Origin of the sequence: Acetobacterium sp., from assembly GCF_041752335.1 — a bacterium.
In the GTDB taxonomy this organism is placed as follows: domain Bacteria; phylum Bacillota; class Clostridia; order Eubacteriales; family Eubacteriaceae; genus Acetobacterium.
In genome coordinates this window covers 31,584-57,666 of sequence record NZ_JBGSHG010000097.1, presented here as the reverse complement: position 1 = coordinate 57,666, position 26,083 = coordinate 31,584, and the positions used below count along the sequence as shown (strand labels likewise).

Annotated in this window: 22 protein-coding genes; 2 read left to right on the top strand and 20 right to left on the bottom strand. The window is 50.0% G+C overall.

Going from position 1 to position 26,083, the window contains the following annotated elements:
* The 18 genes from ACEW8F_RS12655 to ACEW8F_RS12570 form a co-directional block, all read right to left on the bottom strand.
* The coding region (locus ACEW8F_RS12655) for a DUF3427 domain-containing protein (RefSeq protein ID WP_373483833.1) at positions 1-2,643 on the bottom strand (2,643 nt) is incomplete at its 3' end.
* A gap of 22 nt (positions 2,644-2,665) precedes the next feature.
* Complete coding sequence (locus ACEW8F_RS12650; protein WP_373483832.1) at positions 2,666-3,064, bottom strand: (deoxy)nucleoside triphosphate pyrophosphohydrolase; 399 nt, start codon at positions 3,062-3,064, stop codon at positions 2,666-2,668.
* Positions 3,061-4,593 carry an RNA-binding domain-containing protein gene (locus ACEW8F_RS12645; RefSeq protein WP_373483831.1) on the bottom strand — a complete coding sequence of 511 codons (1,533 nt, stop codon included), beginning with the start codon at positions 4,591-4,593 and terminating at the stop codon, positions 3,061-3,063. The genes ACEW8F_RS12650 and ACEW8F_RS12645 overlap by 4 nt, the downstream gene beginning before the upstream one ends.
* Before the next feature lie 347 nt (positions 4,594-4,940).
* Positions 4,941-5,540 (bottom strand): class I SAM-dependent methyltransferase, encoded by a 600-nt coding sequence (locus tag ACEW8F_RS12640; RefSeq protein ID WP_373483830.1) that lies wholly within the window; start codon positions 5,538-5,540, stop codon positions 4,941-4,943.
* Between the two features lie 25 nt (positions 5,541-5,565).
* The gene (locus tag ACEW8F_RS12635) at positions 5,566-8,109 is read right to left on the bottom strand and encodes a DEAD/DEAH box helicase family protein (RefSeq protein ID WP_373483829.1); all 2,544 of its coding nucleotides are present in this window, start codon (positions 8,107-8,109) and stop codon (positions 5,566-5,568) included.
* 449 nt (positions 8,110-8,558) lie between these two features.
* Positions 8,559-8,789, bottom strand: coding sequence for a hypothetical protein (locus ACEW8F_RS12630; protein ID WP_373483828.1), 231 nt, complete (start codon positions 8,787-8,789; stop codon positions 8,559-8,561).
* A gap of 46 nt (positions 8,790-8,835) precedes the next feature.
* On the bottom strand, positions 8,836-11,442 hold the full coding sequence (locus ACEW8F_RS12625; protein WP_373483827.1) for an ABC transporter substrate binding protein: 2,607 nt from the start codon (positions 11,440-11,442) through the stop codon (positions 8,836-8,838).
* 67 nt (positions 11,443-11,509) lie between these two features.
* A complete protein-coding gene (locus ACEW8F_RS12620) occupies positions 11,510-13,666 on the bottom strand; it encodes an EAL domain-containing protein (protein ID WP_373483826.1) in 2,157 nt (718 codons plus the stop codon).
* A gap of 376 nt (positions 13,667-14,042) precedes the next feature.
* Positions 14,043-14,216, bottom strand: a complete 174-nt coding sequence (locus tag ACEW8F_RS12615) for a hypothetical protein (protein ID WP_373483825.1) — start codon at positions 14,214-14,216, stop codon at positions 14,043-14,045.
* Between the two features lie 153 nt (positions 14,217-14,369).
* A complete protein-coding gene (locus ACEW8F_RS12610) occupies positions 14,370-15,368 on the bottom strand; it encodes a nucleotidyl transferase AbiEii/AbiGii toxin family protein (protein ID WP_373483824.1) in 999 nt (332 codons plus the stop codon).
* 9 nt (positions 15,369-15,377) lie between these two features.
* Positions 15,378-15,980 carry a DUF6088 family protein gene (locus ACEW8F_RS12605; RefSeq protein ID WP_373483823.1) on the bottom strand — a complete coding sequence of 201 codons (603 nt, stop codon included), beginning with the start codon at positions 15,978-15,980 and terminating at the stop codon, positions 15,378-15,380.
* Between the two features lie 288 nt (positions 15,981-16,268).
* Complete coding sequence (gene radC, locus ACEW8F_RS12600) at positions 16,269-16,946, bottom strand: DNA repair protein RadC (RefSeq protein ID WP_373483822.1); 678 nt, start codon at positions 16,944-16,946, stop codon at positions 16,269-16,271.
* A gap of 306 nt (positions 16,947-17,252) precedes the next feature.
* A complete protein-coding gene (locus ACEW8F_RS12595) occupies positions 17,253-18,290 on the bottom strand; it encodes a hypothetical protein (RefSeq protein ID WP_373483821.1) in 1,038 nt (345 codons plus the stop codon).
* A 137-nt stretch (positions 18,291-18,427) separates the two neighbouring features.
* On the bottom strand, positions 18,428-18,862 hold the full coding sequence (locus ACEW8F_RS12590) for a holin family protein (RefSeq protein WP_373483820.1): 435 nt from the start codon (positions 18,860-18,862) through the stop codon (positions 18,428-18,430).
* Positions 18,828-19,373, bottom strand: coding sequence for a D-Ala-D-Ala carboxypeptidase family metallohydrolase (locus ACEW8F_RS12585; RefSeq protein ID WP_373483819.1), 546 nt, complete (start codon positions 19,371-19,373; stop codon positions 18,828-18,830). The genes ACEW8F_RS12590 and ACEW8F_RS12585 overlap by 35 nt, the downstream gene beginning before the upstream one ends.
* Positions 19,374-19,424: 51 nt before the next feature.
* Positions 19,425-19,649 (bottom strand): DUF2922 domain-containing protein, encoded by a 225-nt coding sequence (locus tag ACEW8F_RS12580; protein WP_373483818.1) that lies wholly within the window; start codon positions 19,647-19,649, stop codon positions 19,425-19,427.
* A 164-nt stretch (positions 19,650-19,813) separates the two neighbouring features.
* Positions 19,814-20,035, bottom strand: coding sequence for a DUF1659 domain-containing protein (locus ACEW8F_RS12575; RefSeq protein WP_373483817.1), 222 nt, complete (start codon positions 20,033-20,035; stop codon positions 19,814-19,816).
* Positions 20,036-20,180: 145 nt separating this feature from the next.
* Positions 20,181-21,815 carry a diguanylate cyclase gene (locus ACEW8F_RS12570; protein ID WP_373483816.1) on the bottom strand — a complete coding sequence of 545 codons (1,635 nt, stop codon included), beginning with the start codon at positions 21,813-21,815 and terminating at the stop codon, positions 20,181-20,183.
* A 319-nt stretch (positions 21,816-22,134) separates the two neighbouring features.
* On the opposite strand from ACEW8F_RS12570, the gene ACEW8F_RS12565 reads away from it, so the two are divergent.
* The gene (locus ACEW8F_RS12565) at positions 22,135-22,389 is read left to right on the top strand and encodes a type II toxin-antitoxin system prevent-host-death family antitoxin (RefSeq protein ID WP_373483815.1); all 255 of its coding nucleotides are present in this window, start codon (positions 22,135-22,137) and stop codon (positions 22,387-22,389) included.
* The gene (locus tag ACEW8F_RS12560; RefSeq protein ID WP_373483814.1) at positions 22,382-22,708 is read left to right on the top strand and encodes a type II toxin-antitoxin system RelE/ParE family toxin; all 327 of its coding nucleotides are present in this window, start codon (positions 22,382-22,384) and stop codon (positions 22,706-22,708) included. Before ACEW8F_RS12565 ends, ACEW8F_RS12560 begins: the two co-directional genes overlap by 8 nt.
* Before the next feature lie 35 nt (positions 22,709-22,743).
* On the opposite strand, the gene ACEW8F_RS12555 is transcribed toward ACEW8F_RS12560, so the two are convergent.
* Together ACEW8F_RS12555 and ACEW8F_RS12550 are read right to left on the bottom strand one after the other, a co-directional pair.
* Positions 22,744-23,121 (bottom strand): hypothetical protein, encoded by a 378-nt coding sequence (locus ACEW8F_RS12555; protein WP_373483813.1) that lies wholly within the window; start codon positions 23,119-23,121, stop codon positions 22,744-22,746.
* Positions 23,122-23,471: 350 nt separating this feature from the next.
* The gene (locus tag ACEW8F_RS12550; protein ID WP_373483812.1) at positions 23,472-26,036 is read right to left on the bottom strand and encodes a phage/plasmid primase, P4 family; all 2,565 of its coding nucleotides are present in this window, start codon (positions 26,034-26,036) and stop codon (positions 23,472-23,474) included.
* Positions 26,037-26,083: the final 47 nt, after the last annotated feature.

Here is a 26,083-nt window from a genome sequence, read left to right as displayed (position 1 = left end):
GGACTCAATCGCATCGCTTTTGTGATAATTAATAAAGACCGGATAAGTCGCTGATTTTTCATCATATTTGTAACCGCCGATATTCAATGAAACCTCATTTTTTTCCCATTCTAGCAAACGACACACATCCTCATAAGAATACTTTTGATACAGGGCGAATGACGATTTTCGATAGGGCTTGCCATAATACTTAGCATTGCGGTATAAACCATATTCGACTAATTCCAGCAAGCTGGCTTTAAACCCGTCATCTTTTAGCTGTGCTGAAAAAGACGCGGCGGGCCTTTGATCATCTAGAAAAACGGCGTTTTCAAAGCTGTTCTTAGCAGCACCAACTTGAAATTGGTTGGTTAAGATATTCGCAACATTAATCAGGGTTTTCGCTTTAACGGCAATGCCATATTCCTCAGTCAGGGCAATTTCCATCTGGCGGAGGGGTTTCGGGTTTCCTGCTAAGATATATTTGAGCACCAATAATTCGTGGGGCCTCTTCCCCACCGCAAATTTCTTGGAGACAAAGGACAGCATTTCTGCTTGGATTTCGTTATACTCGATATCATATTCTGGTTCGTACCGTTTTAAAAATTCGTGATAGGAACCGACGCTACCCGTAAATAATACTTCGAGATCCATGGCATCGTGGGTCTCAAAATCCATTAATTGGGGAATCCGGCCTAACCGGTATTTGAGGTTGGTATAACTTTCGCGCAGGTATTTAACACTTCTAAAATTAACCTGATCAATGGCTTGATAGATTTTGCTGCGGGAAATCTCATCAAAATTGATGGTCGATGCGCCGGGGATCACCCGGGTCCCCTCCACGGTGTAACGGCGGATGGTATCCTTGTTGTAACTCCGGTCATCGGATAAGGCCATGGGGATCATAAAATTGTTTTTATAGTTGCCGATAAAGTCAAGGATCACCACAAATTCTTTGTTTTCGGCTTTTCGTAGCCCCCGTCCCAGTTGCTGCACAAAAATAATGGCCGACTGGGTGGGCCGCAGCATCACGATTTGATTCAGGGTGGGGACATCTAAGCCCTCATTAAACAAGTCGACACTAAAAAGATAGTCTAAGGCGTTGGGCCCGTCACTCTCCAGGCGCCGGATCATTTCCTCCCGTCGTTCAGCTGAGTCATTGCCGGATAAGGCCACCGTTTTATAACCATATTGATTAAATAAAGCCGACAAAGCTGCGGCTTCGTCATTTCTCGAACAAAAGACGAGCCCCGTAACCCGCGGGCCGTCATGACCATAACGCTTGATTTGTTCAATCACATTTCTAGCCCGCACGGCTGAGGTTAAATATTTAAATTCCGTGGTGTCATCAATTAATACCCCCTCAACGGTTATTTCGGAGATGCCAAAATAATGGAAGGGACAAAGCATATTTTCTTGCATCGCTTCTTGCAGGCGTATTTCATAGGCGATATTATAATCAAAATCGGCACAGATATTGTGTTCATCGGTTCTCTCTGGGGTTGCCGTCATCCCCAGTAAAAATTGCGGTTTGAAATAGTTTAAAATCTTTTGATAGGTGTGGGCCCCGGCGCGGTGACTTTCATCGACAATAATATAGTCGAACTCGCTGGGTTTGAACGAATAGAGCTGCCCATCTTTAGAAATGGTTTGCACTGTTGAAAATAAATAGGGACAGCCATATTGTTGATGCCCCCCGGTTAGTTTGCCACAGTTGAACGGCTCCCCCAGCACCCGCTCAAAGCTGGCCATGGCCTGGTTTAAAAGCTGCTCGCGATGGGCCAAAAACAGTAATCGATGCGGCCGAACTTTTTTGACATCAAATGCCGCCAGATAGGTTTTGCCGGTACCCGTTGCTGAGATCAGCAGGGCTTTATTTTCACCATCATGACGAATTTGCGCAATGCCCGCCAGCGCTTTGACCTGCATTTTGTTGGGCATCACCTGATCAAGCTGAAAGGTTGGAGCACCGTTAGCGCGATGGGGTTGATCAACTTGATAGCTGGCTTGGTTATTGGCCACATTTGATAGTACCGGCAGTTTTTCTGGATTGTTGCTACCTTGCTTAGCCAGATTTTGGAGATAGATTGCTTCATACTGATCAATCCATTGGGCATTGACGTTTACCGCCGCTTGATAGAGACTATTAAATTCGCTTAATGTTTCATGAATCAACGAGCCCGCTTCCATCGACGTGACTTTTAAGTTCCATTCTTTATTAGATGATAAGGCATTTTGAGTCATGTTGCTGCTGCCGACGATTAAGCTATATATGTCTTTTTTGCGAAAAATATAGCCTTTGGTATGATGGTTGCCAGTGGTGACGATCCGCAAATCGATATTCTTAAAAGCCAGCAGTCGTCGTAAGGCTTTGGGTTGGGTAAATTCCAGATATCGGGAGGCAATGATCCGCCCCTGGATATTTTTCTTTTCTAATTCAATCAGGGTATTTAATAGTGAGACCACCCCACTTTCGGTAATAAAGGCCACCGAGAAAAAGAACTCATCGCACTGATTCAGCTCACTGATTAAGCTGGTTAATACTTTTTGCCCCTTGGTGACATCATTAATCAAGAGTCGCGGCCGGTATTGTTCAAGGGAGAACCTGTTTTTGTCGATTAAACCCGCATAAATACCGGCCTTTACTGCTTCATTTGGTTCCATTTTGCCACCCCTTCATGTCATTTTAGTTGGCCATTAGTTTTTCCATTATCGGGATATCCGCCGGCGCCCAATCCAGTTCGTTGAGGCGTGCGGCCGTTAACCAGCAGTGATGATGATGTTCTAAGCGCTCAAAATCTTTGCACTCGACGGGAATGATATAGCTGTGCATTTCAATTGAAAAATCCGGATACTGGTGATTGACGGTCATGAAAAAGTTTTCCGGCAGCACCGTCACAGCCAGGGCCATTTCTTCTTGTAATTCTCGGGAAAGCGCCGCTTCGACGGTCTCGCCGACTTCGATCTTGCCACCGGGAAATTCGTATTTATAAGAAAGGTAGGGATAGCTGGATTCGGGGCGCTGCATGCATAAGATTTCGTTTTGGTACGTGATGATGGCAGCTGCTACTTTGTAGTGTTTCATGGGGTACTCCTTCCATTATTCTTCCCTGGATCTTTTTTAATTATTTCTAATTTTAAATTCGGCGACCGCTGGCTTTCACATCCGGTATACTTAATCAAACCTGCATTAATCATTGCTTCAATCACAGCACTAAACGTCTTAGATACACCTGAATAACCCATTTGCTGCGCCAGTTCATTCTGGGAGTAATCATTGGTACGCAAAAGTTCCAAGACCTCGTTACGAATCTGTTCTCTGCTACGTCTAACTTTTCGAGGTTTTACTTCTGGAATATCTATTCCTAAGAATGCTTCATGAATCTTCAATGTTACCGTAAAATAGCTGCGGTCTTCATCCGTTTCAAATATTGGCAATGGTGATCCATTTTCTTTCAATGCTTTTAAAATAGTTGGGACGCCAGTGTTGCGTCCTTCAATGAGTTTCAATTCTTTTAAGAAATCACCGATGCGACGGTTGCGGTATCGTCTTGATACTAAACGTCGATTGGCTAAGTCCTCCGAAGAAATTGAACGATCTGGTCCAGGACAGCTTGTAATCGACATTTGGTCCTTTTCAACTCTTACTGTGATCGGCTCGGCTATTTGATAACTCTTGTGGTAAACGGCATTACATAAAATTTCTTCAATGGCCGAAAAAGGATAGTTATAAACTCTGTTTGCTTGTGGTCGGTCAGATGATTTCGTCACCATTTCAGCTAAAATAGAATTGCGTATATGGGCAAGTGAATCTACTAATTGCCGATGGATAGGTCCCTTAAATACGCGTTCAGTCATACCCTCCCCGGTTGGATCAGGTATTGAAACAACTTCAATCTGGGTGTACCGGAAATAGTCATCTGGTCTATCATTAAAAAACATCAGGCCCACATTTAGCGGTTTGAAAAACTCTGTTGGACCATCTGCAATTTTCAGGGATTCTGCTAATTCTTTAGTGGACATATCATAGCAGGCAGGATAAAGGGCACTCTCTACTTCTCCCAAATAATCTGTAATCAGCGGCACTTTGAGATCTTTTAATGCTGCTCTCGGGTTGACTCGATCATCAAATGGAACGTTATTTCCAATCGAATGCAATTCCTTCAAATCTGCTTCACTTGCTTTTACCGTATTAGAAAATCGACGTACATAGGCAACTACTTTCTTTTTATCTTTGGATAAACTTTCAAATGACTTATAGGGTCGCTCGTATCCACCGGGCGCCCAAATTAAAAGCAGATGCTTTTCTTCGTAAACAACAGGTTCGCAGACAGGTAAATAGAGTGGTTTAATTTTATGACATAGTGCCAATAAATCCTTTTGAATTCTGTCCAATGACGCTGCAGGAATTCCAGTGACTGGATGAACAGGCATTCCATTTTCCTCTTTTACGCCAACGACAATATAACCACCACCCCAATTGTCGATATCGTTTGCAAAAGCACAGATTGTATGCAAAATAGGCTCAGGATTCCAATTTTCTTTAAACTCAATTCGGGCATACTCAACAATATTTTCATTCATTAACTTTTCAATCGAAATAGGTATCGCCATCTTTTGCCACCACCTTTTTGAACTAATCTTTTGACTCCATTATATCAGCTATCGACTTAACTGTCGACTTAGCTATCGACTTAACTGTCGACTTAATTTTAAACGTATGGGAATCAAGGGGACGGTTCTTATGATAAATTATAAAGACTCAGCGATTTCGACAAGGTCAAACGCCAGTATACCGTCCCCGGCCCCTTCCGGGCCCGACAGGTTTATATTGACCCTGATGGGCTGAAACGGGTTTAGCCGCATTCATTTTACATAAGTTAATAAGTAGATGTCAGGCACTGTATGTCCTTTACTATCACAATTAACTAATTTTGTTTCAGTGCAGTGTTTGACTCTAACTAACGCTTCTGCCCTATCACATTCAACCACTTCTCCCCATCCCGTCCATCTCTAACATCCCCGGAGACAAAGGTCGCCATAATCTCCAACCCCGCCACCGGCTCAATCAGCACCTTCAACCGTTCTTCTGTCAAATCCGTAAAATAGCGGCCATTCCGCTCCCCTTCAAAATCGCCATATTTAAAGGAAGCGTACAAATAACCGCCGGGACGTAAGGCCCGGGCGATTTTCCGGAAGATCCCGGTCAGTTCGGCATAGGGCACATGGAGCAGCGAGGCGCAGGCCCAGACGCCGTCAAAGGCCTGGTAGCAATCCAGTTCGTCAAAGGTCTGGCAGAGCACTTCCTGGCCGATGTAATCTTCGGCCAGGCGGCAGCAGCCGGCCGAACCGTCGATGGCCGTGACCTGGTAACCGGCATCCAGAAAGGCTTTGGCATCCCGGCCGGAACCGCAGCCCAGATCGAGGATGTGGGCCTGGATCGGCAGCAGCTTTAAAAAGCGGCGGTGCAGTTTGCCAAGGTCGGCATCGATGGTGCCCTGGACAAAGGTCTGGGCGGTCTGGTTGTAGTAGTGCAGGGTTTTACTGAGGTTTTTTGTCATGATCTATCTCCTGAAAATAATTTGCTTACGGATTCAGTTTTTCCAGCCGTTCTTTATAGAAACGCTTGGTACGGTAATCGATGATATCTTTGAAGTGTTCTATAAAATCCGGATTGGTCACAAAGGCGCCCAGTTCCGGCGCCAGACAGAAGCGGTTGCCGTCTAAGTAAAAGAATTCCCCGGCGGATTGGGCCAGAAAATGGACGGGGTTGCGCCGGGCCAGGCTGACATATTCTTTTTGTCCCCAGCTCATGGCCTGGGCGGTGCTTTTATCCCGGAGCAGATCGACCCGGTTGGAGCCCTTTTCGTAGAAGGCCTTGAAGCTCTGGTAAAGATCTTCGTCATCAATTGCTGATTTCATCTGGCCGCCGTTATAAAACGCCAGCAGCACCGGCATCTTGTAGGTTTTTGACATGGCGGTGTTTTCGATGGTGGTAAGAAAGGCGTGTCCCGGGGTTCCCAGCAGTGCTTTCTCATCCGCCGTGGTCTGGCCGATGGCATCAAGAAAGGACAGATAATCTCGGAACGGATTGAGTTCTTTTTTACTGCGGATGGTGTGATAGATCGCTTCGTCCAGGTGCACATAGAGATCCAGCCGCAGTGGCCGGCGGCCCAGTTCTTCCATGATCCGGTCAAACTCATCAAGCACCCGGTCCTTAATTTTCTTCTGATCCCCGGCCATTTTTTTGAACAGATCAATCAGCTTGAAATCAAAATCCACCAGACAGTCCACCGGGTAGTCGTCTTCCCGGGGCAGCCGGAATCCCGAACGGCCGGTGGGTTCCGGCTGGGGCTCGCTGGTCAGCAGAAAGGGTACCAGGTTGGCTTTTTTATAGTTGCCCATAAAATCCAGCACGTTGACATAGTTTTTACCCCGGCTCTTGCGCAGACCCCGGCCCAGCTGCTGCAAAAAGACAATCGGTGACTGGGTCGGACGGAGAAACATCACCATATCCAGCTCGGGAATATCCAGCCCCTCATTAAACATATCCACCGAAAAAATGACCGCCAGCTTGCCGGTTTTGAGATCGCTGATGGCCGCCTCCCGATCCTTTACCAGCTCCCGTTGTTCGGCTGTGACGGTGCCGCTGATGACGGCGCAGCAAATGATTCCCTGTTCCCGGAAGTAGCTGGTCATATAGAGGGCGTGGCGGCGGTTGATGCAGAAGCCCAGGGCCCGGCGGCTGCCATATTTGCCGTAGTGCTTAAAAATCAGGTTGCCGCGTTTATTGACACTGGCCAGTTGGCCCAGCTGCTCGCTGTCATACTGGCCGTTGTGGAAGTCGACGTGGTCATAATCCAGATCGTCATAGATGCCGTAGTAGCGGAAGGGCACCAGCCAGCCCTTATTGATGGCTTCTTTAAGGCGCACCTCGTAAACCACGTTGTAGTCGCAAAGGGCAAAGACATCCTGATTATCCAGCCGCTCCGGGGTGGCGGTGAGCCCCAGCAGAAATTTCGGCCGGAAATAATCGATGATGTGCTGGTAATAGTCGGACACGGCGTGATGGAATTCATCGATGATCAGGTAGTCAAAGGCCTCCGGGGTAAAGGGGCCATTGTCCAGATAGGCGGGATTCCCCAGGGTCTGAACCGAGGCGAAAATAATATCAGCATCGGTGTCTTTCCGGGTGCCGTTGAAGTGGCCGGCGGACAGCTCGCGGCGCACACATTTGAAGGTATATTCGGCCTGGCTGAGGATTTCGTCGCGATGGGCCACAAACAGAATCCGGGTAAAACCGCGGGAGTCAAAGGCCGCCAGAAAAGTTTTGCCGATGCCGGTCGCCGCCACAATCAGGCCCTTGTCGAGCTTTTCACGGCGGAAGTTTTTAAGGGCGTAGAGGGCTTCCACCTGGGCGCCGGTGGGCTGGGGAAAGGCAATCAGCGGCGCCGGAGCGGCGGAAATTGTATCGACAATAAAGGCCGCCTGTCCCTGGGCCACCCGGTCGGGGGCTTCGGCAGGATCGGCTGCCGCTGCGCTGGCTTCCTCACTGGCTTCGATTTGCTGCATAATCTTGGGGCGAACCCATTGTTTGGAGTAATTTTTGAGTTCATCATCATCAATGATCCGGGAATGGTGGGTCAGCAGTGCTTCAAAGGTCTGCCGGAAAGTGGCGCAATCATCCGGGTGGGCCCGGGAATTAAGCCGGTAATTCCACTCGATGCCAGTGGTCAGGGCGGATTTGGACAGGTTGGAGGAGCCGACAAAGACTTCTTCGTAATCCGGATATTTAAAAAAATAGGCTTTGGCATGGAAGGAGTGATTGGGAACATCGTAAAAGCGCAGCTCCAGCCGCTCCCCCAGGGCATCTTTGAGCAGATAGAGGGCTTCCGGCTGGGTGATGTTGAGATAGTTGCCGCAGAGAATCCGGATGTTGACGCCTCTGGCGGCGGCTGCGATGAGATCATCCAGCACCAGCTGGATACCCGACACCATTAAAAAAGAGACATTGATGTCAATTTGCCCGGCTCCGGTAAACGCTTTCTTCAGGTATGGATAAAGGTGGTCGCTGGCGCCGGTGATGCAATTGGGATTAAACGCAGTGGCCCCGATCTGATATGTTCCCATGGTTTCCTCTTTCTGTCTTTTTACCCATCCATTTTCCGGCAAAGCAATCCTGGCTTTCCCCGCCCCTGATGGTTTTATAGCGGCATCAATAAATGATTATTTTCGTAAATGGTAGTCTTACCTTCCATTATACGCCCATTCCCAAATATATCAAAACTTTCCCACCAAAAAAACCGCTTCTTTTGTCAACAATCGCGCCCTGGTGGGAATCTTATCCTGAAAAAGTTGACATCTGCTAAAAATTCCGGTGGGCAACGCCATCACCCGCCGGAAAAGTCCTTCTTTTTTTATTATTATTACACGGTTGCACCGGTCTGGCAAGATGTGGCAGTTTGTGTGCCAGACTTTTTGGTGTTTTTATCTAATCGGCGTCCTTTTGTCCGGGGCCGGTGGCCTGCCTGGACAGTTCCCCGCATCCCAGGCTGTCGTGATGCGGCGGGTGGCTTTAATCATACAACGATGACCCGCCCAAAGATGGTGCAGGTGCCGGCTTTTTTTAATTTTTTAAAAAATAAAACCCGCCCGGCCATCGCAATGATGGGCGGGCGGGTATGTTGCTGGTTGGGGTTGCCGGCTGCCGGCGGCGGGGCGGGTTTCCCGGATCGCCGCGCCTTAACGGGCGTTGTCAGCGATCTTGAGCACCGGAGCGCCGGAAATTTCAGCGGGAACTGTGACATCACCGCCAAACCCCCGGTCGCCCTGGATCGCTCAGGTCTTTTTAGATCATCACAGGCTGTCAGGAACCGCCGCCCGGGCACGTATTTTATTTTGATACATGGCCTTGTCGGCCTGTTCAATCAGATCGTCAACCGATGTTTCCGCGGCGGCACGATACTGGGCAAAGCCGTAGCTGATACTGATTTCATAGGGCTGTGTCTGGTTTTGATTATGGTCCGTCAGCACTGCTTCAATCCGCGCCATCGCCCCGGTGGCTTCGGTGATGCTGGCATCGTAAAAGACAATCAGGAATTCATCGCCGCCAAAACGGCAGCATAAATCGGTTTCCCGCAGTTTTGATTGAATCAGCCGGCAGAGGATGTTGATCAGCTGATCCCCTTCCCGGTGTCCCCAGGTATCATTGACAATTTTTAGTTTGTCGACATCAATAAAACAAACCGTCGTTAGCGCATCACTCTCCCGGGATTTATCCAGCATCCTGCTGAGATGTTCAATGCCGGCGCGGCGATTGGGCATCCCCGTGAGGGGATCGGTTAAGGCGTACTGGCGCTCTCTTTCTTCGGCCGCCTGTTTACCCTTAATTTTAAAATACATCAGGAAAACGATCCCACACAGGGTTAGGAGAATCACCGTAAAGGGCATCAGAATCGCTTTGTTTTGCTCCAGATACGCCTCCAAGGTGTCGGGTTGATTGATGACAATACTGCCTTTGGGCAAGCGCGCTGGCGAAATATTGAACTTTTTTAGTATCTGGGCGTCGAACATCTCGTGATTGGGACTTGCGGTGACCACCGGAATCGCTGCCGGCGGCTGACCGTTGAGCACGGCCACGGCCATCTCGCCGACCATCTCGCCGTGGCTGGTTCCCGATGTCAGCACCCCGCCTAACAGGCCATGGTCCAGGTAAAAGTCCCAGACACTATAAATCGGCACACTGGCCGCCTGAGAAATCAATTCAATGCTCTCATCATAGGAAAAACTGTTATTGGAACGATCCTGGTTAAAGGACAACAGCAAGATGACGGTATCGGCTGAAAGGGTGCTCACTTTTTGCTGGATTTCAAACATATTAAAATCATCCCAAATCTCAATGTTTAGCCGCTCCTGATAGTCCGGCAATAGTTGCTCCAGATGCTTTTGGTTGGCCGCACCGGTTTCGGTTTGATCATTAATCACAATAATCTTTTTTATCCCGGGGTCGATCGCCAGAGCCGTGTCAATGGTTCCGCTTAAATCATTGGATTCCACCACCCCGGTAAAACTGGGCTGATCTTCAATCATCGCGGCTTCAAAATAATTGACCCCGGAAAAGATCGTCGGGACATCCGGATAAACTGTGTCATGATACTTCTTGATATAATTAAAGGCGGGGTCGTCGGTGGTGATAATTAAATCAAACTGCTTATTCTGATGCTTTCTAATCAGTAATTCATATTCGTTTTGCAGATAAACCGGATCCGGGTTACGCTTGACATCCATATCCTCATAAATAAACTCAACATCCTCGATCTCAGCCCCGATTCGGGCGGTAATGCTCTGCTCTAAGTCTTTGGTCCATTTTAAGCTCCGGTCATAGGAGTTTAAAATCAGCACCTGTCGCTTTGATGACTTAACCGCATTGATCAGCCTGCTATTGGGCGGCAATGCTTCCTGATTGATCTTGAATTTTTCTAATTGCCGGTAATCAAATCCGTAGTAGGTGGTATTTTCTGTCAGGACCGGGATCGCTGCCGGGGTGACCCCGGATAACACGCGAAGAGCAATGTCGGCGGCCGTCTTACCCTGATAATAACCGCTGGTTAATTTACCGCCGATGATCCCATGGCCTAAGCTAAAGTCCCAGACGCCATAAATCGGCACCGTCGCCTGTTCTTCGATCAACGAAATGGCCTCATCGTAGTCAAAGTGATTGCCGGCGTTATCTTTAAAATAGATCAGATTGAGGATCAGACTGTTGTCCGGCAAGGTTGGTACCTGTTTGATTATTTGTTCCAGGCTGGCGCCATCCAGTCTGACAAAATTAAATTGATCTGCGTATTGGGGGATGATCCGGGCCAGCTCCAGCATGATCGCTTGCCCGGTTTTGGTATCATCCACCAGATAATAAATCGTTTCGGTGTCGGGATGAAGACGGCTGGCGACATCGAGGGTTGCCCCAATATCAAAGCCTTCGATCACGCCGGTGAAAAGCGCGTGATGATCAAGCATGTCCGGCTGAAAATAGTTAACCCCACAAAATACCACCGGTGTTCCGGGAAATAAGGTATCACCATAATCTAACAGAAACGCCAGAGCGGTGTCATCCGAAGCGATGATCAGATCGTACCGGCGGTCCTTTAACTTGTACTGATAGGTCTCAAAAAGTGATTCCAGGTATTGACTGTCGGTGGAGCGCTGGGTATCCATGTACTCGACCTGCAAAGTGATGTGCTGATCCCCGGTGTTGAGGGCGGATTTGATGCCATCATAAATATCGTCACTCCATTTATAACCCGCATGATAGGAATTAAGAAATAGCACCGTTTTTGGTTCGGTGGTTGCGGCGGCCTGGACATTGTGGCCAAAGCAAAAACAACCGATCACCAGCACTAATACCATGATCAGATATTTATTTATGGTCCTGGTTTGATGATCCGATGCGATGATTCCCTTCACTTGCCAATCCCTCCACTCTGATTACGTTACAAAAACAATCCAACTCATCCGTTTAAAAGGCGCACTATCAGGTCCAAACTGCTACAAACTGCTGCGGTTTGCCGATATGATAACCTTGATAATAATCAACCCCTAAGGCGCACAAAGCATCGGCAATGGCCTGACTTTCAACATATTCCGCGACGGTTTGAACCTGAAAGGCTTTCGCCATGTTGACAATCGACTGGACTAAATAATAGTTGCTTTTATTTTCAGTAATATCACGAATAAATGAGCCATCAATTTTCAAATAATCAACGGGAATCCATTTCAAATAATTGATCGAAGCATAGCCGGTTCCGAAATCATCAATGGCAAATTTATAACCCTTTTCTTTGAACCTCACGATAATTTCCCGCAAGCTGTGAATATTATTGATGTTCTCGGTTTCCGTCAATTCAAAAATGATATGCTCCGGCCGGACATGGTACTGTTCAATTAACGCTGCCGCTTTTGTCAGATACCTGCCATCATCCAAAACTTTTGCGGAGATATTCAGCGACAGGGTGATTTGATCCGTTTGATCAATATTATTTTTACCCTTTAAGGCCTTTTCCAGAACGCACATGTCGAGGCTTTCGATCAGCTGGTGCTTTTCTGCTAATGCGATATAAGGACTGGGGGCCAGAAACACTCCCTCATTTTCCAGACGCATTAAAACCTCGTATTTTTCGATTTTGAGGGTCCGGACATTTTGGATCGGCTGAAAAAAAGCATGAATGCGGTTTTCTGAAATGGCGCATTTGAGAAAGTTCAGCGCCCGTTTGGTTTCAGTTTCCAAGGCCAGCAAGTCAACCAGGGTCGATTCAAAAAAGTCGCTATTATTCATTTTCAGCGATGCAATGGCTATTTCGGTGCGGGGGAAGTTTTTATCAAAATCGCTAATATCTTCTTTGTTAAAATGAATCAGGCAGACAAATGTTTCGATGGCCCGAACGGCCCCGTCAATTTCGATTTCATTGATCCACAGGTTTTCCGCGATCGATTCCAAATAATGCTGCTGCCGTTCTTTTTCAGCCGCCGTTAACAACACCACAAAATTCCCGTGTTCGGTATCATAGAGATGGTTTTTATCAAAGGTATTGGACAGCAGACCGGTCACCATCCGGACAACTTTTTCAAAATGGTGATCGCCAAAATCAGCATGCATTTCATGGCTGTTTTTAATCCCGACAAACAGCAGGTAAAGGGATTCTGATCGATACCGCCCAACATCTTTGAACAATTTGTGCTTTGAATACAGGCCGGTGACACTGCTGACGGTATAACTGGCTTTATAAAAGATGTTTGTCAAAACGATCACCAGAACTGCCGCAATCAGGAAAGCCACAAACCAGGTGAGATCGGTTTTTGACAATCCAAAATACAGCGGTTCCTTGGCAATCGAAACAACGGTCCAATTGAGACCCGGCACCGCGGCGGCGTAAGCCATCTGATCACGCATGGTGGGCGGATCGTTCCGGGATGCTGCGACAAGCCTGGTGAGAGCCGGATTCCCGCTTTTTTCAACCGGAACACCGAGCAGCTCGGCTTGGTCAGCAAGGATCAGCATGCCCGTTTGGCTGATGACGTAGGTGTGATAATTGCGGTCATTATTGTTGGCCAGGATATAGTTATTCAAGTCGTCTAAAAACACATCGGCCGCAATAATGCCGATAAACTGGTTGTCTTTGTAGACGCTATAACTAAGGGTCAGACAGGGTTGATTGGTATTGATGTCGATAAACACATCGGTTACAGTTGGCTGAACAAATTTTGAACCATTGACATACCAGTCCCGATAACGCAGATCGGTGGCCAAATCTTTCATTTCAATAAAACCGGTGGCATCCAGGGCATTACCACTGGCATTGGCAATATAATATATCCAGTTGATCAGCCCCTCTGATCTGTTGATATCATCAAAAACCTCGTTAATGCGCGTATAATTGGAGCTTTCCGCGGCCGTAATGTCGGCCCCGATTTGTTTTTCCATCATATCGCCAATTGATTTGAGGGTGCTTAATGAGGTAGCGATCTGTTTACTGATAAAGGCTGCCCGGTTTTCGGTCGTTACTTTTAATTGTTCCTGGGCCATCCGCAGATGATGCTGCTGGTAGTTTAACAGGTACAGCACAAACAGCAGGCCAAAAACCAGGCTCAAACTAATGGTTATTGCGATGTGATTGAAATACTGTCGATTCATAGTGAGCTCCCCATTTTTCATATACCCGCTTACACGTAATCCAAAATATTTTATGGAAGTCCTCGAAGCCGCTAATTTATGTTCATATATAAGGCTTTGTCAAAGATTGACCCGCTTGTCGGCACCCTGACCCTTGGTATTCTTTGCACATGTGAAGTTCAATCGACCATGGCTTAAAACGATTAGGAATAAATTTCATACTATCATGTTGGGTTTGTTTTCGTCAAGCAATAAAGTTGGGTTTTTGTCCGCCCCCGTCCCCGGGGCGCTTTTGGGGCCCGGGCACGAAAAAAAAGCCCGGCCATGGCGGGGATGGGCAGGCCGGTTTGATAACCGTCCGGAGCGGTTGCGGCCGGGGGGTGTCGCCAAGCGGTTCTCAGTTACGCTTGGTGGCGTCTTCCAGGGTTTGAATCAGGGCCCGGGCGTCGCTGTCACGGCCAGCCGGAACCAGCAGGCGGACCTGATCGTCAAACTCCGCCTGGCCATAACGCATCCGCGCGGTACTGTGATAGTGAAGCTCCAGGTAGTGCTGATCATTTTCGGCGTGCAACTCCGCATCCACCGCGGCCAGGGTATCGCGCTCATTAAAGACCGGGCGGACATTGCCCCAGATCAGAAAATGGCGGCCGATTGTGGTTTGGCCGGGAAGTTGACGATCAGCGCATCCGTGACAGCCTCGGGGGGCAGCTCCTTAGTTGTATGATTAAAACCTTGTATTAATCAATTGTTCAAGTTCCGTTAATCCAGTCATGATTTTTTTAAACGCAACTTTTTCACCAAATATCATATTCTGCATTTTTTCATAGTCCTTTTCTAATTCAAACAGATGATTTTCTTGAGGCAAAAGTTTTAGCTTTCCATTTGTTGCTTCTTCGTATTTTGCCCAATTCGAACGGTAAAATCGCATTTTGAATTCAACCACCTTATTTAACAGCCGCAGGTCATTCAAGGCTTCATCTTTAACATCCGCTTTCGATAGCAAATAAAGATCATAATAGTGCCTTGAATATCTTTCCGGTATCGACCCATTTGTTCGATTTCCTTCTCTGTGTAGAATTGTTGCCTTTTCCCAAAAGGTTCGTTTTGCTTCTACCATTCTAATCTTTGAGTTCCTTTTTGCAAAAATATGCGGGTATTCTTCTGCAACGTAAGATGTTATTATTTTTTCGGTAACGGGTGTCCATGCAGCAAGTGCACCTATTTCCAGGCGGATCTCTTGAAGAATGGATTGATCTTTAAAAATTTGCGGATAAATAAAACGAATCGTTTGTAAATCATTATCATTTATATAAAATTCAAAGCTGTCTTTTACATACTTTCCCATAATTTCTTCCAACACTGGAAGCAAGTTTTGTTTTAAAAACACCTCTGTATTTTTATTCATTTCCTTATTGAACTGATCTTGTTTCGAATTTGAACGTTCAATCCATGGTTCATTTTGTTGATAAGATAGTGCACACCAATCTAAAATTAAGTCGATATCTTCTGAAAACCGTTCAATTACTTGATATCCTTTTGACAAACTGGTGCCGCCCTTAAAAGAAAAATATTGCGCATATTCACAGTGATAGAAAATCAACTCAAGAAGAAAGCAAACCCAAAAATCTTTTTCGATAATTGATTCGCTCATTCTCTTCTTAATGGCAGTATTGACAAATAATTCTTTTCTATTTTCTAACGATTCTCGTGCTATATTAAACATAAATATCTCCTATAATTTTTTTATTTCATCAATTATCCAATTTCTCGAATAAATACTCTCCTCTTTGAGTTTTTTTAATTCTTCTACCGTACATTTACTGCGAATCGTATGACGTATTTCTTCGTTTACGCCTTCTTTTCCAATTGCCCGAAAAGCTTCAATAATAAGCGCTGATTTGTAAGACAAGCCCGAAATTTCACGGTTAGCCCGATGTCTGAACTCCAGCAAGATGCCATTATCCAACATCACTTTTCGATAGGGTCCATCACTAACAAATGTATAGACACTTGGTACTTGAGTTGAGAGCCCCAATAAATTGAGGGCCGTATCACTGTATGGGATAATCGTCCAACCATAAGTGGTTGCATAAATTTTTGCCACATCAATTGGTGATGCTTCAACTTCTTCTTGCAGAAATTCACTAAAATTCGGTTTTTTATAAATTCCTCGCATTATTCTAATTATTTTTTTTTCGTCTGCTAGTCTTGCCAATGCTCGCTTTACTGCTTCATAATTCCCATAATCCAGAAAATCTGATGATACAAACAAAGCACCGTTTGAATAACCAGCGATTTTATTTTCAATTATTTCTTTAACTTGCGTTCTTTCCATCTTATCTACCTCGTCCCATTTATTGTATAGTTTTAGGGACGAAATATCAACACTTTTAAAAAAAACCCCCGGCCATCGCAGTGATGGTCGGGCAGGATCTGTTGCTTGGGCGGGTCCGTCGCTAAAATCGGTGTGGGTGGACGGCGCCGCTTTGGCGTTGCAATTTTCTGGCAAAAATAATTGGCCCCGATACTTCCCGGCCGCTTCGATCCGGTATCCGGCCTTTTACAATGATCGATTGCCGCAGGTCATGTTTTCAAAGTGATTCAGTCCCGATACGCCACGCTTTCACAGCACCCGGTTCTCGGCAAAACTATAATAGCCGTCGCCGGCCACGATAATATGGTCGACCACGGTGATGGCAATGGCTTCGGTGGCGGCTTTGATCCGCTGGGTCACGGCCAGATCCGCCGCTGAGGGGGCCAGGCTGCCGCCGGGGTGATTGTGGGCCAGGATGATGCTGGCGGCCTGGTGGCGCAGCGCCGTTTCGACAATCAGCCGGGGGTACACCGGGGCTTCGTTGATGGTGCCCTCGTGGAGCAGGGTGGCCTGGTTGACGCGGTTCTGGCTGTCCAGGCAGATCACGTAAAAGGCTTCGTTAAGGCGGCCGGTAAACAGCGACAAAGCGTATTCGCCGGCGGCGGTGGTGCTGCCCAGCACCGTTTTGGGGGCCAGCTTGCCCTGCTGATAGCGGCGGGCCAGGGCCGGCAGCAGACTCAGCAGCAAAGCGGTGTTTTCGGTGACCCCGGTCTGGGCGCAGAGATCCCGGGGATCGGCATCAAAGACCGCCGCCAGTGAGCCGTAGTGATTAATCAGGTCGTGGGCCAGCACATTGGTATCCTTCATCGGAATGGCATAAAAGAGCAGCAGCTCGAGGATCTGGTGTTCCTCAAAACTGTCAATGCCGGCGTTGAGGGCCCGGGTTTTGACCCGCTGGCGGTGGCCTTTGTGGGGATTCTCAGCCATGGCTCAGCCCTTTCCCGGCGGCAGGGGATGATCGATGTCGGTTTCGTTAAAAATATCCAGTACCCGTAAACATTTTAATTTGGTATCAGCCATGGTATCCGCCTTTCAAGTCAACGATGTTACCCATCATTTGCTAGTGTTTTTGATATTATTTTATTATACGCCATTTACCTCATTAGTCAAAGGATCTTTTGGGCAAATTATTGCTGGATTGTGCTTTTTGGGAAACTTTGACAGACGAAAAAACCGCTGGGCGGAGTGCATCACAGCGGTTTTTTTATTGATGATCTTTTTTTGCTGGCAGCTCTAGCTCACCGGCAGCTTGAAGGTGGCGTCGTAACTTTTGTAATTATTGCCGAGCACTTCCACATTGACGGTGATTTCACCGCTGGCATTGACCAGGCCGTAGGCGGTCTGGGCGCCGACGGTTTTGGCGCCGATGGGGGTTTCCTGGGGATTGCCGGTGGTCGATGCCGGATAGGTGTCGGCCATCACCCCGGTCGCATCGATGACCTTGAAATCGTTGCTGGAGATATAGAGCTCCATAAAGTTTTTCTCAACCCCGATATTGACGTAATCGTAGGTCAGAATCACTACCTGGGCCGGGGTTTTTTCGGAGAACTGGTTGCGATCCGCGGTGAGACTGGCGCCGGTAAAGGTCAGGGCAAACTGGCCATCGACAGTCCAGGTTTCGCCCAGGCCGTAGACCTTGTTTTCGGGTTCTGTGGTTTTTTCGGGCTCTTCGGTGGTGGCGGAGGGGGTTGTGGCGTTGTCGTCGGCGGTCGAGCTAGCAGCGCCCGGAGCGCTGGTGAAGAAGCCGCCCAGATTGGCCAGGATGATGAGAAAGCCGAGGCTAAAAATCACCGTCATGATAATCTTGGGGATCACAATAAACTGGCGGCTGAACCACAGTAGCGCAATTCCGGCTGGCGGAAAAACAATCATCGCCAGGATAATCAGCCAGGATTTCTGCCACCAGCTGACTTCTTCCCACTCATCTTCGTCATAAAAGGCATCGACCAGATAAAAGACGCCAAAGGCCCAGGACAGAAAGGCCCAGATATATAGATCACTATAATTGCCGGCCATGGTACCGCCGAGCAAGGCCGCGACCAGATAGAATCCCGCTGCAGTCAGGCCGCCGCCGGCTCGGTAAGAATTGCGGGTGACCAGCCCGACGATGCCGGCGATGATAAAGCAGGCGGCAACGATCACCCCAGTTGTGCCGCTGAAACCACCACTGCCTTCGATGGTGTTGACCAACCCGGCCGCGCAGGACTGAAACAGGACAAAAATCGAGAGAACCATCGAAACAATACCGATAACCAGTTTCGCAATTTTCATTTGTTTACCTCTTTCCCTTATTATTAGTCTTAGTATAACACTTAAGGCTGGTCAAAAATGGGACAGGTTAAGATTTATTTTGTTTTAAACGGTAAAAACCCCATCCGGGGGCTGTCCGGATGAGGTTGGCAATGAAATTAATGGGGGCGGGTGGTTTGGTCTGGGGGCGGGTCCTCCTCCCCCAGCTCGGCGATTACCTGTTTGAGGCGCTTGGGGATCGGCACCCCGAGGACGGCCAGGTTTTCTAAGATGCTCAGGCCTTCGTTGGCCAGGTAGAAAAAGATCATCGCTGAGCGCAGCGGGGCGCCGGCGCCACCCAGCAGGGCGGTATCGAGCAGGTGGCCCATGCCAACGACCATAAAGATCAGGATTTTTTTGAGGATGCCGTAACAGCCCCGGGCGCTGGACAGCCGCTGTTGCGCGGCGGCGGCCAGCACCCCGGTGAGATAGTCGAGGACCACAAAGGCGGAAAGACAGAGGAGAAAGCCGTCCCAGCCGCCCAGGAGCTGGCCAAGCAGGCCGCCGACCAGGGCCCAGCTATACCGCCAGATGGACAAAGCCGCGGTCATCATAGCGGATCGCCGTCAGCCCCAGGCTTTCGCCGATGGCGGCGACGGTGGCAATGGGGATACCCGGGGCGTAGAGATCGGCGGCCTGGCCAAAGAGGTGCTGGGAATTCTGGACGCCGCCGACCTCATCGTTGCGGGTCGGACAGCGGACCCCGGAGGTGATGATCACCGGGACATTCAGGGCATTGCGCAGGGCTTCTAACTTGAGCAGCAGCTCCAGGTTCATTTCCGCCGGGAAACCATCGCAGTAGGCCCCGCCGCAGTCGCAGGCAAATTCCTGCCGGGCAAAGTGCGGGGTTGAGCCGTCGCTGTCAAAGGAAATAATACTGAGCTGCTCCGTAAAGAGCCGGTTTTCGGTGAGGATCCCCACCTGGCCGTCGGGGTCCAGCCCGGAATCCTGCTGAAAAAGCCGGATCGCCTTCTGGGTCTTGGGCCCGTCCCGGCCATCAATCGGACCGGGCGCATAACCCCGAGCCGCCAGGGCTTCCTGGACTTTTTTGATAAATGGGTTCATAGTTGATCCTTTCGGTGTTTTTTAATCGGGGCGGTTACCCGCCCCTACCCCCTAGCTCATGCTAAAGGTGGTGGTGTCGGTGACAACCAGTTCGGCCTTGGCTTTGGAGATCAGGTCCATGCCGTCAGGGGCAAAAATGTTTTTGGCAATGATCCCCGCCATGGCGGTGTTCACCGCTTCCACTGTCAGTCCCGTTTTGGGAGTGGGAATGGACATGGTGGTGGTTTTCAGATCCGACCGTTTAAAGGTCAGTTGCAGAATTGTATTTGCTGCCATATGGTTCCTCCTTTCTGTTAAAATTCAGTTACTGCGAGATTCAACCGTTACCGGCCGAATCCCAGTGCCGACAATTGTTACATCATGTTGTGACCTAGGGGTCAGACCCTCCGCATCGGAGCGGACAACAGATTAACAATTGATCGGCACGGCTTTACGTCACCTTAAACCGGCATGATCAGGTTCATTTCCTGTTTAATGACTTCTTCCATCACCGGCTGCTGGAGCCCGGCAATGATCTCAGCCACATCATAGATGTCGGCATCGGTGGCGGCGGCTTTGACATCGCCATAGGTCCGGCTGGTAATTTTTTCCTTGCCGTCGACCATCCCATGGTTGGAGCGGATCTGGAGCTTCTGTTCCAGAAAATCAGTGGTTACTGCCATCTGTTTGTACCTCCCTTCTGTATTTGTCTTCAGTGTAACATGGGCGGCAGATGGCTTTAAATGGCGTGTTGCCAGCAGGGGGGAGTCATTTTTGGCAAAATAAAAACGCCCCCATGAGGCGTTTTTGTTGTGTCTGTCGGCGGCATCACAGGCTTAATTCAACCCGGTTGCGGCCGTTATTTTTGGCGCTGTACATGGCCGTGTCGGCCCGTTTCAGCACCTCTTCAAAGGTCTCGTCGGCCGTCCGCGGCAGCGACAAACCAATGCTGACGGTATACTTGATGACCGTGCCGTTGTCGAGGACCAGCTCACTGGCCGCCACATTTTTGCACAGCCGCCTGGCCATCTGGAGGGCTTCTTCAAAACCGGTATGCTCCAGACAGATGGCAAATTCTTCGCCGCCGATGCGGCCGATCAGGTCGGTTTTGCGGACGTTCTTTTTACAGATCTCGGCAAAGCCCCACAAGGCCTGATCGCCGACGGCATGCCCGTAGGTATCGTTGATCTGTTTGAATAAATCAATATCCAGCATCAGCATCGCCCATTCCACCGCTTCGGTCTGGTAGCGGATCGCATTGCGCTCCAGCTGTTCAAAAAAGCTGCGGCGGTTGAATACCTGGGTCAGCATATCCTCCTGGTAGAGCTTTTCCAGGGCCTGACGATTGTGATATTCCTCGGTGATATCCTGCTTGATGCCGATAAATTTATAAAGCTGTCCGTCATCATCGAAAATCGGCGCAATAATCGCCTGTTCCCAGTACGGTTGACCATTTTTTTTGCGGTTCTGAAAAATCCCCTGCCAGTCCTCCCCCGCCAGAATCGTCTCCCACAGGTTCTGATAATCGATCTTCACGTCCCGATTCAGCTTGAGCATCCGCGGATTCTGGCCCAGCGCTTCTTCCCGGCTATAGCCGGTGACTGCCATAAAGGTGTTATTGACATAGGTGATGGTGCCATCGGGGTCGGTAATCAACACCATAATGGGCGACTGTTCGATGGCTGTTTGCAGCACCTTGACCTTTTTTTCGGCCTCGATGCGCTCGGTAATATCAAAGGACATGCCGATCACGCCGATGATCGCACCGGCTTCGTCGCGAAACGGCAGCTTGCTGGTATTGACCCAGCGGAGCCCCTTTCTAGTGGTAAACTTTTCGACGATGTTGAGCCGTGGCTCGCCGGAATTAATCACGGCCAGGTCATCCTGATAATAGCGTTCCGCCAACTCCAGCGGATAGATGGCACTGAGGTTTTTACCTTCCAGGGCCTCTTTGGGCAGGCCATTCTCTTCCGCCATCATCTTATTGACCCGGATAAAACGATTTTCCCGGTCTTTATAGTAAATCATCCCCGGCATGTGATCAAGAATCGCTTCAAACTGGTCGGCCTCGACCCGGCAGGCGGCTTGCCAGGCTTTCTGGCGGAGGTCCTGTTCGTTCTTAGCAGTGACATCAATCAGGATCCCGGCGATTTCGCTGCCATCTGCGTTGCTGCGGCCCTGATCGAGGACCCAGCGGACCCCGTCGTCGGCTCCAATGATCCGGTATTCCAGGGTAAAGGGGGACGCTTCGTGTAAATGGGCGATGATCGCCTGTCTTATTTTACCCTGGTCATCGGGATGGACGATGCGATCGAGATCGGTTGGGATGCCACTGGTAAAGTAAGGATCCTGATAACCGGTCAGGGCTTTGATATTCTCGCTGATTTCCAGCACCCGACGCTGTTCGTCGCCACTGCAGCGGTAGGTGACGATCTGGAGATTTTCTAACAATTGTTCACTCACCGAAAGGACCTCCTGACTGTTTGGGTTTGATTATTGTGGGGCTGCGCTGTGCTGTTCTGGTTGGCGGTGCCCAGCATTTTTAACCGTTTGCATTTTTTAATAAATTAAAATCATTATAGTATAATTTACGATTTTTGGCAAGGATGAATGCGAAATTGTTGGCCGGGCCGGGAAGACCTGTGATTGCGGCTACAGCCGTGATGCGTCCGCACAAAAGCAATGCATTGTCAATTAATAATAAGCTTACGTCATTTATTTGCTGTTGAATATAGCATCAAATAAGGGTATAATCTAATCAACAGGAAAGGAGATGTTGACCATGCCAAATATCAAACCAATCTCTGATTTAAGAAACTATACTGAAGTGCTACGGGATGTGGCAGTAGGCGAACCGGTCTTTTTAACCAAAAATGGTCGCGGTAAATTTGCCATTATTGATATCACAGAATACGAATCGTTAAAAGCTTCACTGAAGCTGATGGCGCAGCTTTCTGCCGGCGAACAGGCCGGTCGTGAGCAGGGCTGGTTATCCATCGAAGCGGTGGAGGCCGAGTTGGGCATTACAAATGACTAGGCTACAAATCTCCCCGGAAGCACGAGATGATTTATCACAGATTAAAGACTATATCTCAGAAGAATTGTGTAATCCTCAAGCAGCCATGGAATTAATTGGAAAAATTACGGCAAAAATGCGTATTTTAATTGACCATCCTCAAATCGGTCCCACCCTAACCGCACGGATTGGCATGCAAACCAACTATCGTTATTTGACTTGCGAAAACTATCTGATTTTTTACTGGTATGAAAACGACCTTGTTTTCGTATCGCGAATTCTTTATGGCCGACGAGACTACATGCGGGTATTATTTAAAGATTTACTTGATCAAGACTAAAAAAGTTGACACATGATGAATGGCCGGGTTAGCGTTTAACCCGGCTTTTTTTCGTCCGCCAGCCCCCGGGCATGGAGCCGGTAAACCCAGCGCAGGTCATAGCCCATCGCCGCGGCGATTTCGGTAAAAGGCTGGTCGTTTAAATAGCGGCGGGTCAGGATTTCCTGGATCTGGGGATTGGCCTGGCGGTCGATGGCGGCCTGCAGGGCCTGATTCAGGGCCGCCAGATGGCGGCTGTCCCGGGCCAGGGCCGCCTGCAGGGCCCGGAGCTGGGCCCGGCTGCGGTGACCGGTGGCCGGGGTGGCGCGGTAAATCAGGGCCAGCTGTTTCTGGGTGTGGGCCAGGTACTGGCGGTTGCGCCAGAGCCGGCCCTGAACTTCGGCGATCTCGGCTTTGATGGTTTTAATGGACATGGTACCTCCTTGGGGGTGACTTCCGGGCGGTCAATGACCGCCCCGACGGGATGATGGGTGACGTTTGATCTCTTATCACAAGGCCATCAATCTGCTTTTACCGCCCTGTCGCGGTTTGCTTAATTTCAACCTGCTCCGGCCTTTCGGACAGGGTTGAAAGGGTTGGGGGGTTAAATAAAACCTTTTGTCGTTTTTAATTTTTTTGTCCTTAGAAATCAAAACTCAAAACAACCCTTTCACCCTGTCCGATGTCTTTGCAAGGCCATTTAACCCTGTCCGAACCCTTTCCAAACCCTGTCATTTTTGGGTTTTTACGATAACACACTCGCCTCTTTGTCTCATATTGTGCATCAGCATAAAAAATCGTCAAAATCTTCAAGGTCAATGCCAAGATACATGGTCCGTCGGGTGACTTTTTCCCTGATTTTGTCCACTGTCCCATAACTTTCTTTTAACTCCATCCAGAAGCGTTTCTGACTAACCGGCCGTAGCCCTGATGTGCTGCTGTATTGCTGATAAGCATGATACAGACTGGCCGCCGCCACCTGCCGCCCGGCTGCGCAGACACAGCAATCCTCCACAAACGACAGCACCGAGCTGCCGGCCACCCGATAGCGGGACAGGGCCGCCTGGCTGGTGGTTGACTCACTGAAGCGATAGCCATTGTCGATCAGCCGCTCCAGTCCGGCCAGGGCCCAGTTGAGAATCCCCGGTACCTCAGTGGCCAGTTTATCCTTTAAATGCAGATCCCGCTGCTCCGGCGGCTTGGGGGGGCCAAAGGGGATGATCACCAGCCGCCGGTAAAAGGCCTCACTGCGATCGCCCAGATTCTTGGGGATGCTGTTGCAGGAAAAGACCAGCCGGGCGGTGGTCTTGAAACTGTGGGGGTCCTTATTTTTGCGCTGGGCGGTGAGCCAGTCCTCGCCGGTGATGCTTTTAAAGAGGCTGCTGTCCTCAATACTGCGGGACGGCAGATCGGCAAAAATATTGGCCAGCCGGCCATCCAGCTCTGCCGTGAGAAAGGTCTCGCCCAGATTCTGCCAGGAAATATTGGATACATTGGCGCGGCCCAGCAGCAGCTCCTGGATCACCGCAAGCAGCGTCGATTTGCCGGCGCCGCCTTCCCCCACCAGCACAAAGGCCTTCTGGGCCCGGGTTTCGGGGATCAGCAGATAACCGCACAGCTCCTGCACCAGCAGCTGGGTGGCCGGATCCAGACAATCGTCGAGAAAAGCCGCAAAAAGCGGGGCCGTGACCTGGGGCGCATAGCTCGCCGCCAACTGGATCGTTGACAGCAGCTCGGGGTCATGGGGGTTAAGCCTGCGGGTGCGCCGGTCATAGAGGCCGTTTTTAAGATTGATCAGGTTTTTGTTGACATTGAGGCGCTCGGGGCTCCGCAGGATTTCCATCGTCCACTGGCCATGGATGTCATTGATCTGGCGCATTTCGACATCATCGACGCGCAGGTATTTGCGGACGATATGTTTGACGTGGAGGGCATCGACATTTTTGTAGACGCCATCGAGATACTGATAATAACATTGTCCGGCATAAAAGATTTTTTTGTTGGCGGCCAGGGCGTTGGCCAGCTCCCCGGGAATCAGCCGCAGACCGGTTCTGGTTTTGGTATACCAGGGCGGCAGCGGCACCTGACCCAGATCCTGGGGCCGCCGGGCCGGACAGCGACCCCGCTGGGGACAGCTAAAGCCCCACTGATTAATGGTTTCACAGGTGAACGGCTGGGTGCCGGATTGCCGGTACTGGGCAATCTTGGCCGCCGTGGCGGTAAAGCTGTAGCCGGGATGGGGCGCTGACAGACGCTGGATGGCCGCCTCGCCGCCGGGGACATCGGCCAGATTGGTGATCAGCGGATACCACAGCGGTTCCGGCAGGGTGGCGGCGTGATCCTGAGCGTGACGGATAAAAGCACAGCTGCCAAGCAGCCGGGCCAGGTCAAAATCCCCCCGCGGCTCGCTCAGATCCACCACCGGCCGGGCTTTGGCCGCCGGCGGACGACCCGGGGCGGCGGCACTGACCCGAAAGGCGGCCTCATCAGGATGCAGTTGACTAAGCGCCGCCTGCAGGGCTGCCGGAGAATAGCGCCGCTGCGGCTCAAAGAGCAGACAGACAACCGCCACCGGCTCGGCCTTGAAATGGTCAAACCCCGGCAGCCGCATCACCCGGCTGGGGTTGGCAATCACCGGATCACCCCCGAAATGCGCCGCCAGCTGTTGCTGCAGGGTCCGGAAGCCAGCCAGATGGGGGTCAGTGCTGGCCACGGACTGAGCCGTGACGGCGCTGGTTTGAGCTGGCTGCGGCTCCCGGTTCGGCGGGGCAAGGGGCTGAGCCGGGGTCGTGCTTAATTGCCCGGGGTCGTTGCTCGCGATGGCGGTGGTGTCCCCGCCGGGCTGATGCCCCAGGTCAGTTTCTAAAACCGGCGGCGACTTCTGATTCGTAGCGGCGATCCGTGATCGCCCGGGGTCGCCGTCACCTGCCAGCAGCCAATAGCCATGCAGAGATTTCCGGGTCCGCACCACAATCGACGGCGGCAACGGAAAATTCATTAAATTATCCCACTGGGTTTCCAGCGGTAGGTCATCGGCCTCGACAAAATGGGCCGTGACCCGGGTGATCTCGGCATCCCGATGGCCACCGCAGTTGACCACAAAAAAGACCCCCCGCTGCTGCTCCCGGTTAACCCGGGCCAGCTCCAGCAGCAGCGCCGCCAGGGCTGGCTCGTCTCCCCCGGCCACGGTATAGTTTTTCCCGGCCCCGCCGCCCCGGTCACAAAAAGTCCGCAGCCCATAAGGCCCCGGCCCAAAGGCCGCCAAAAAAGCCCCCGGGCCAATCTCCAGCGGCGTCAGCTCCGCCCATTTTTTAGTTTTGCTATTATTCACACGCATATCCTCTTTCATTGTTTTCCTCCCCAAAATTATATTCCACAACGGGCCCGTCCACTACC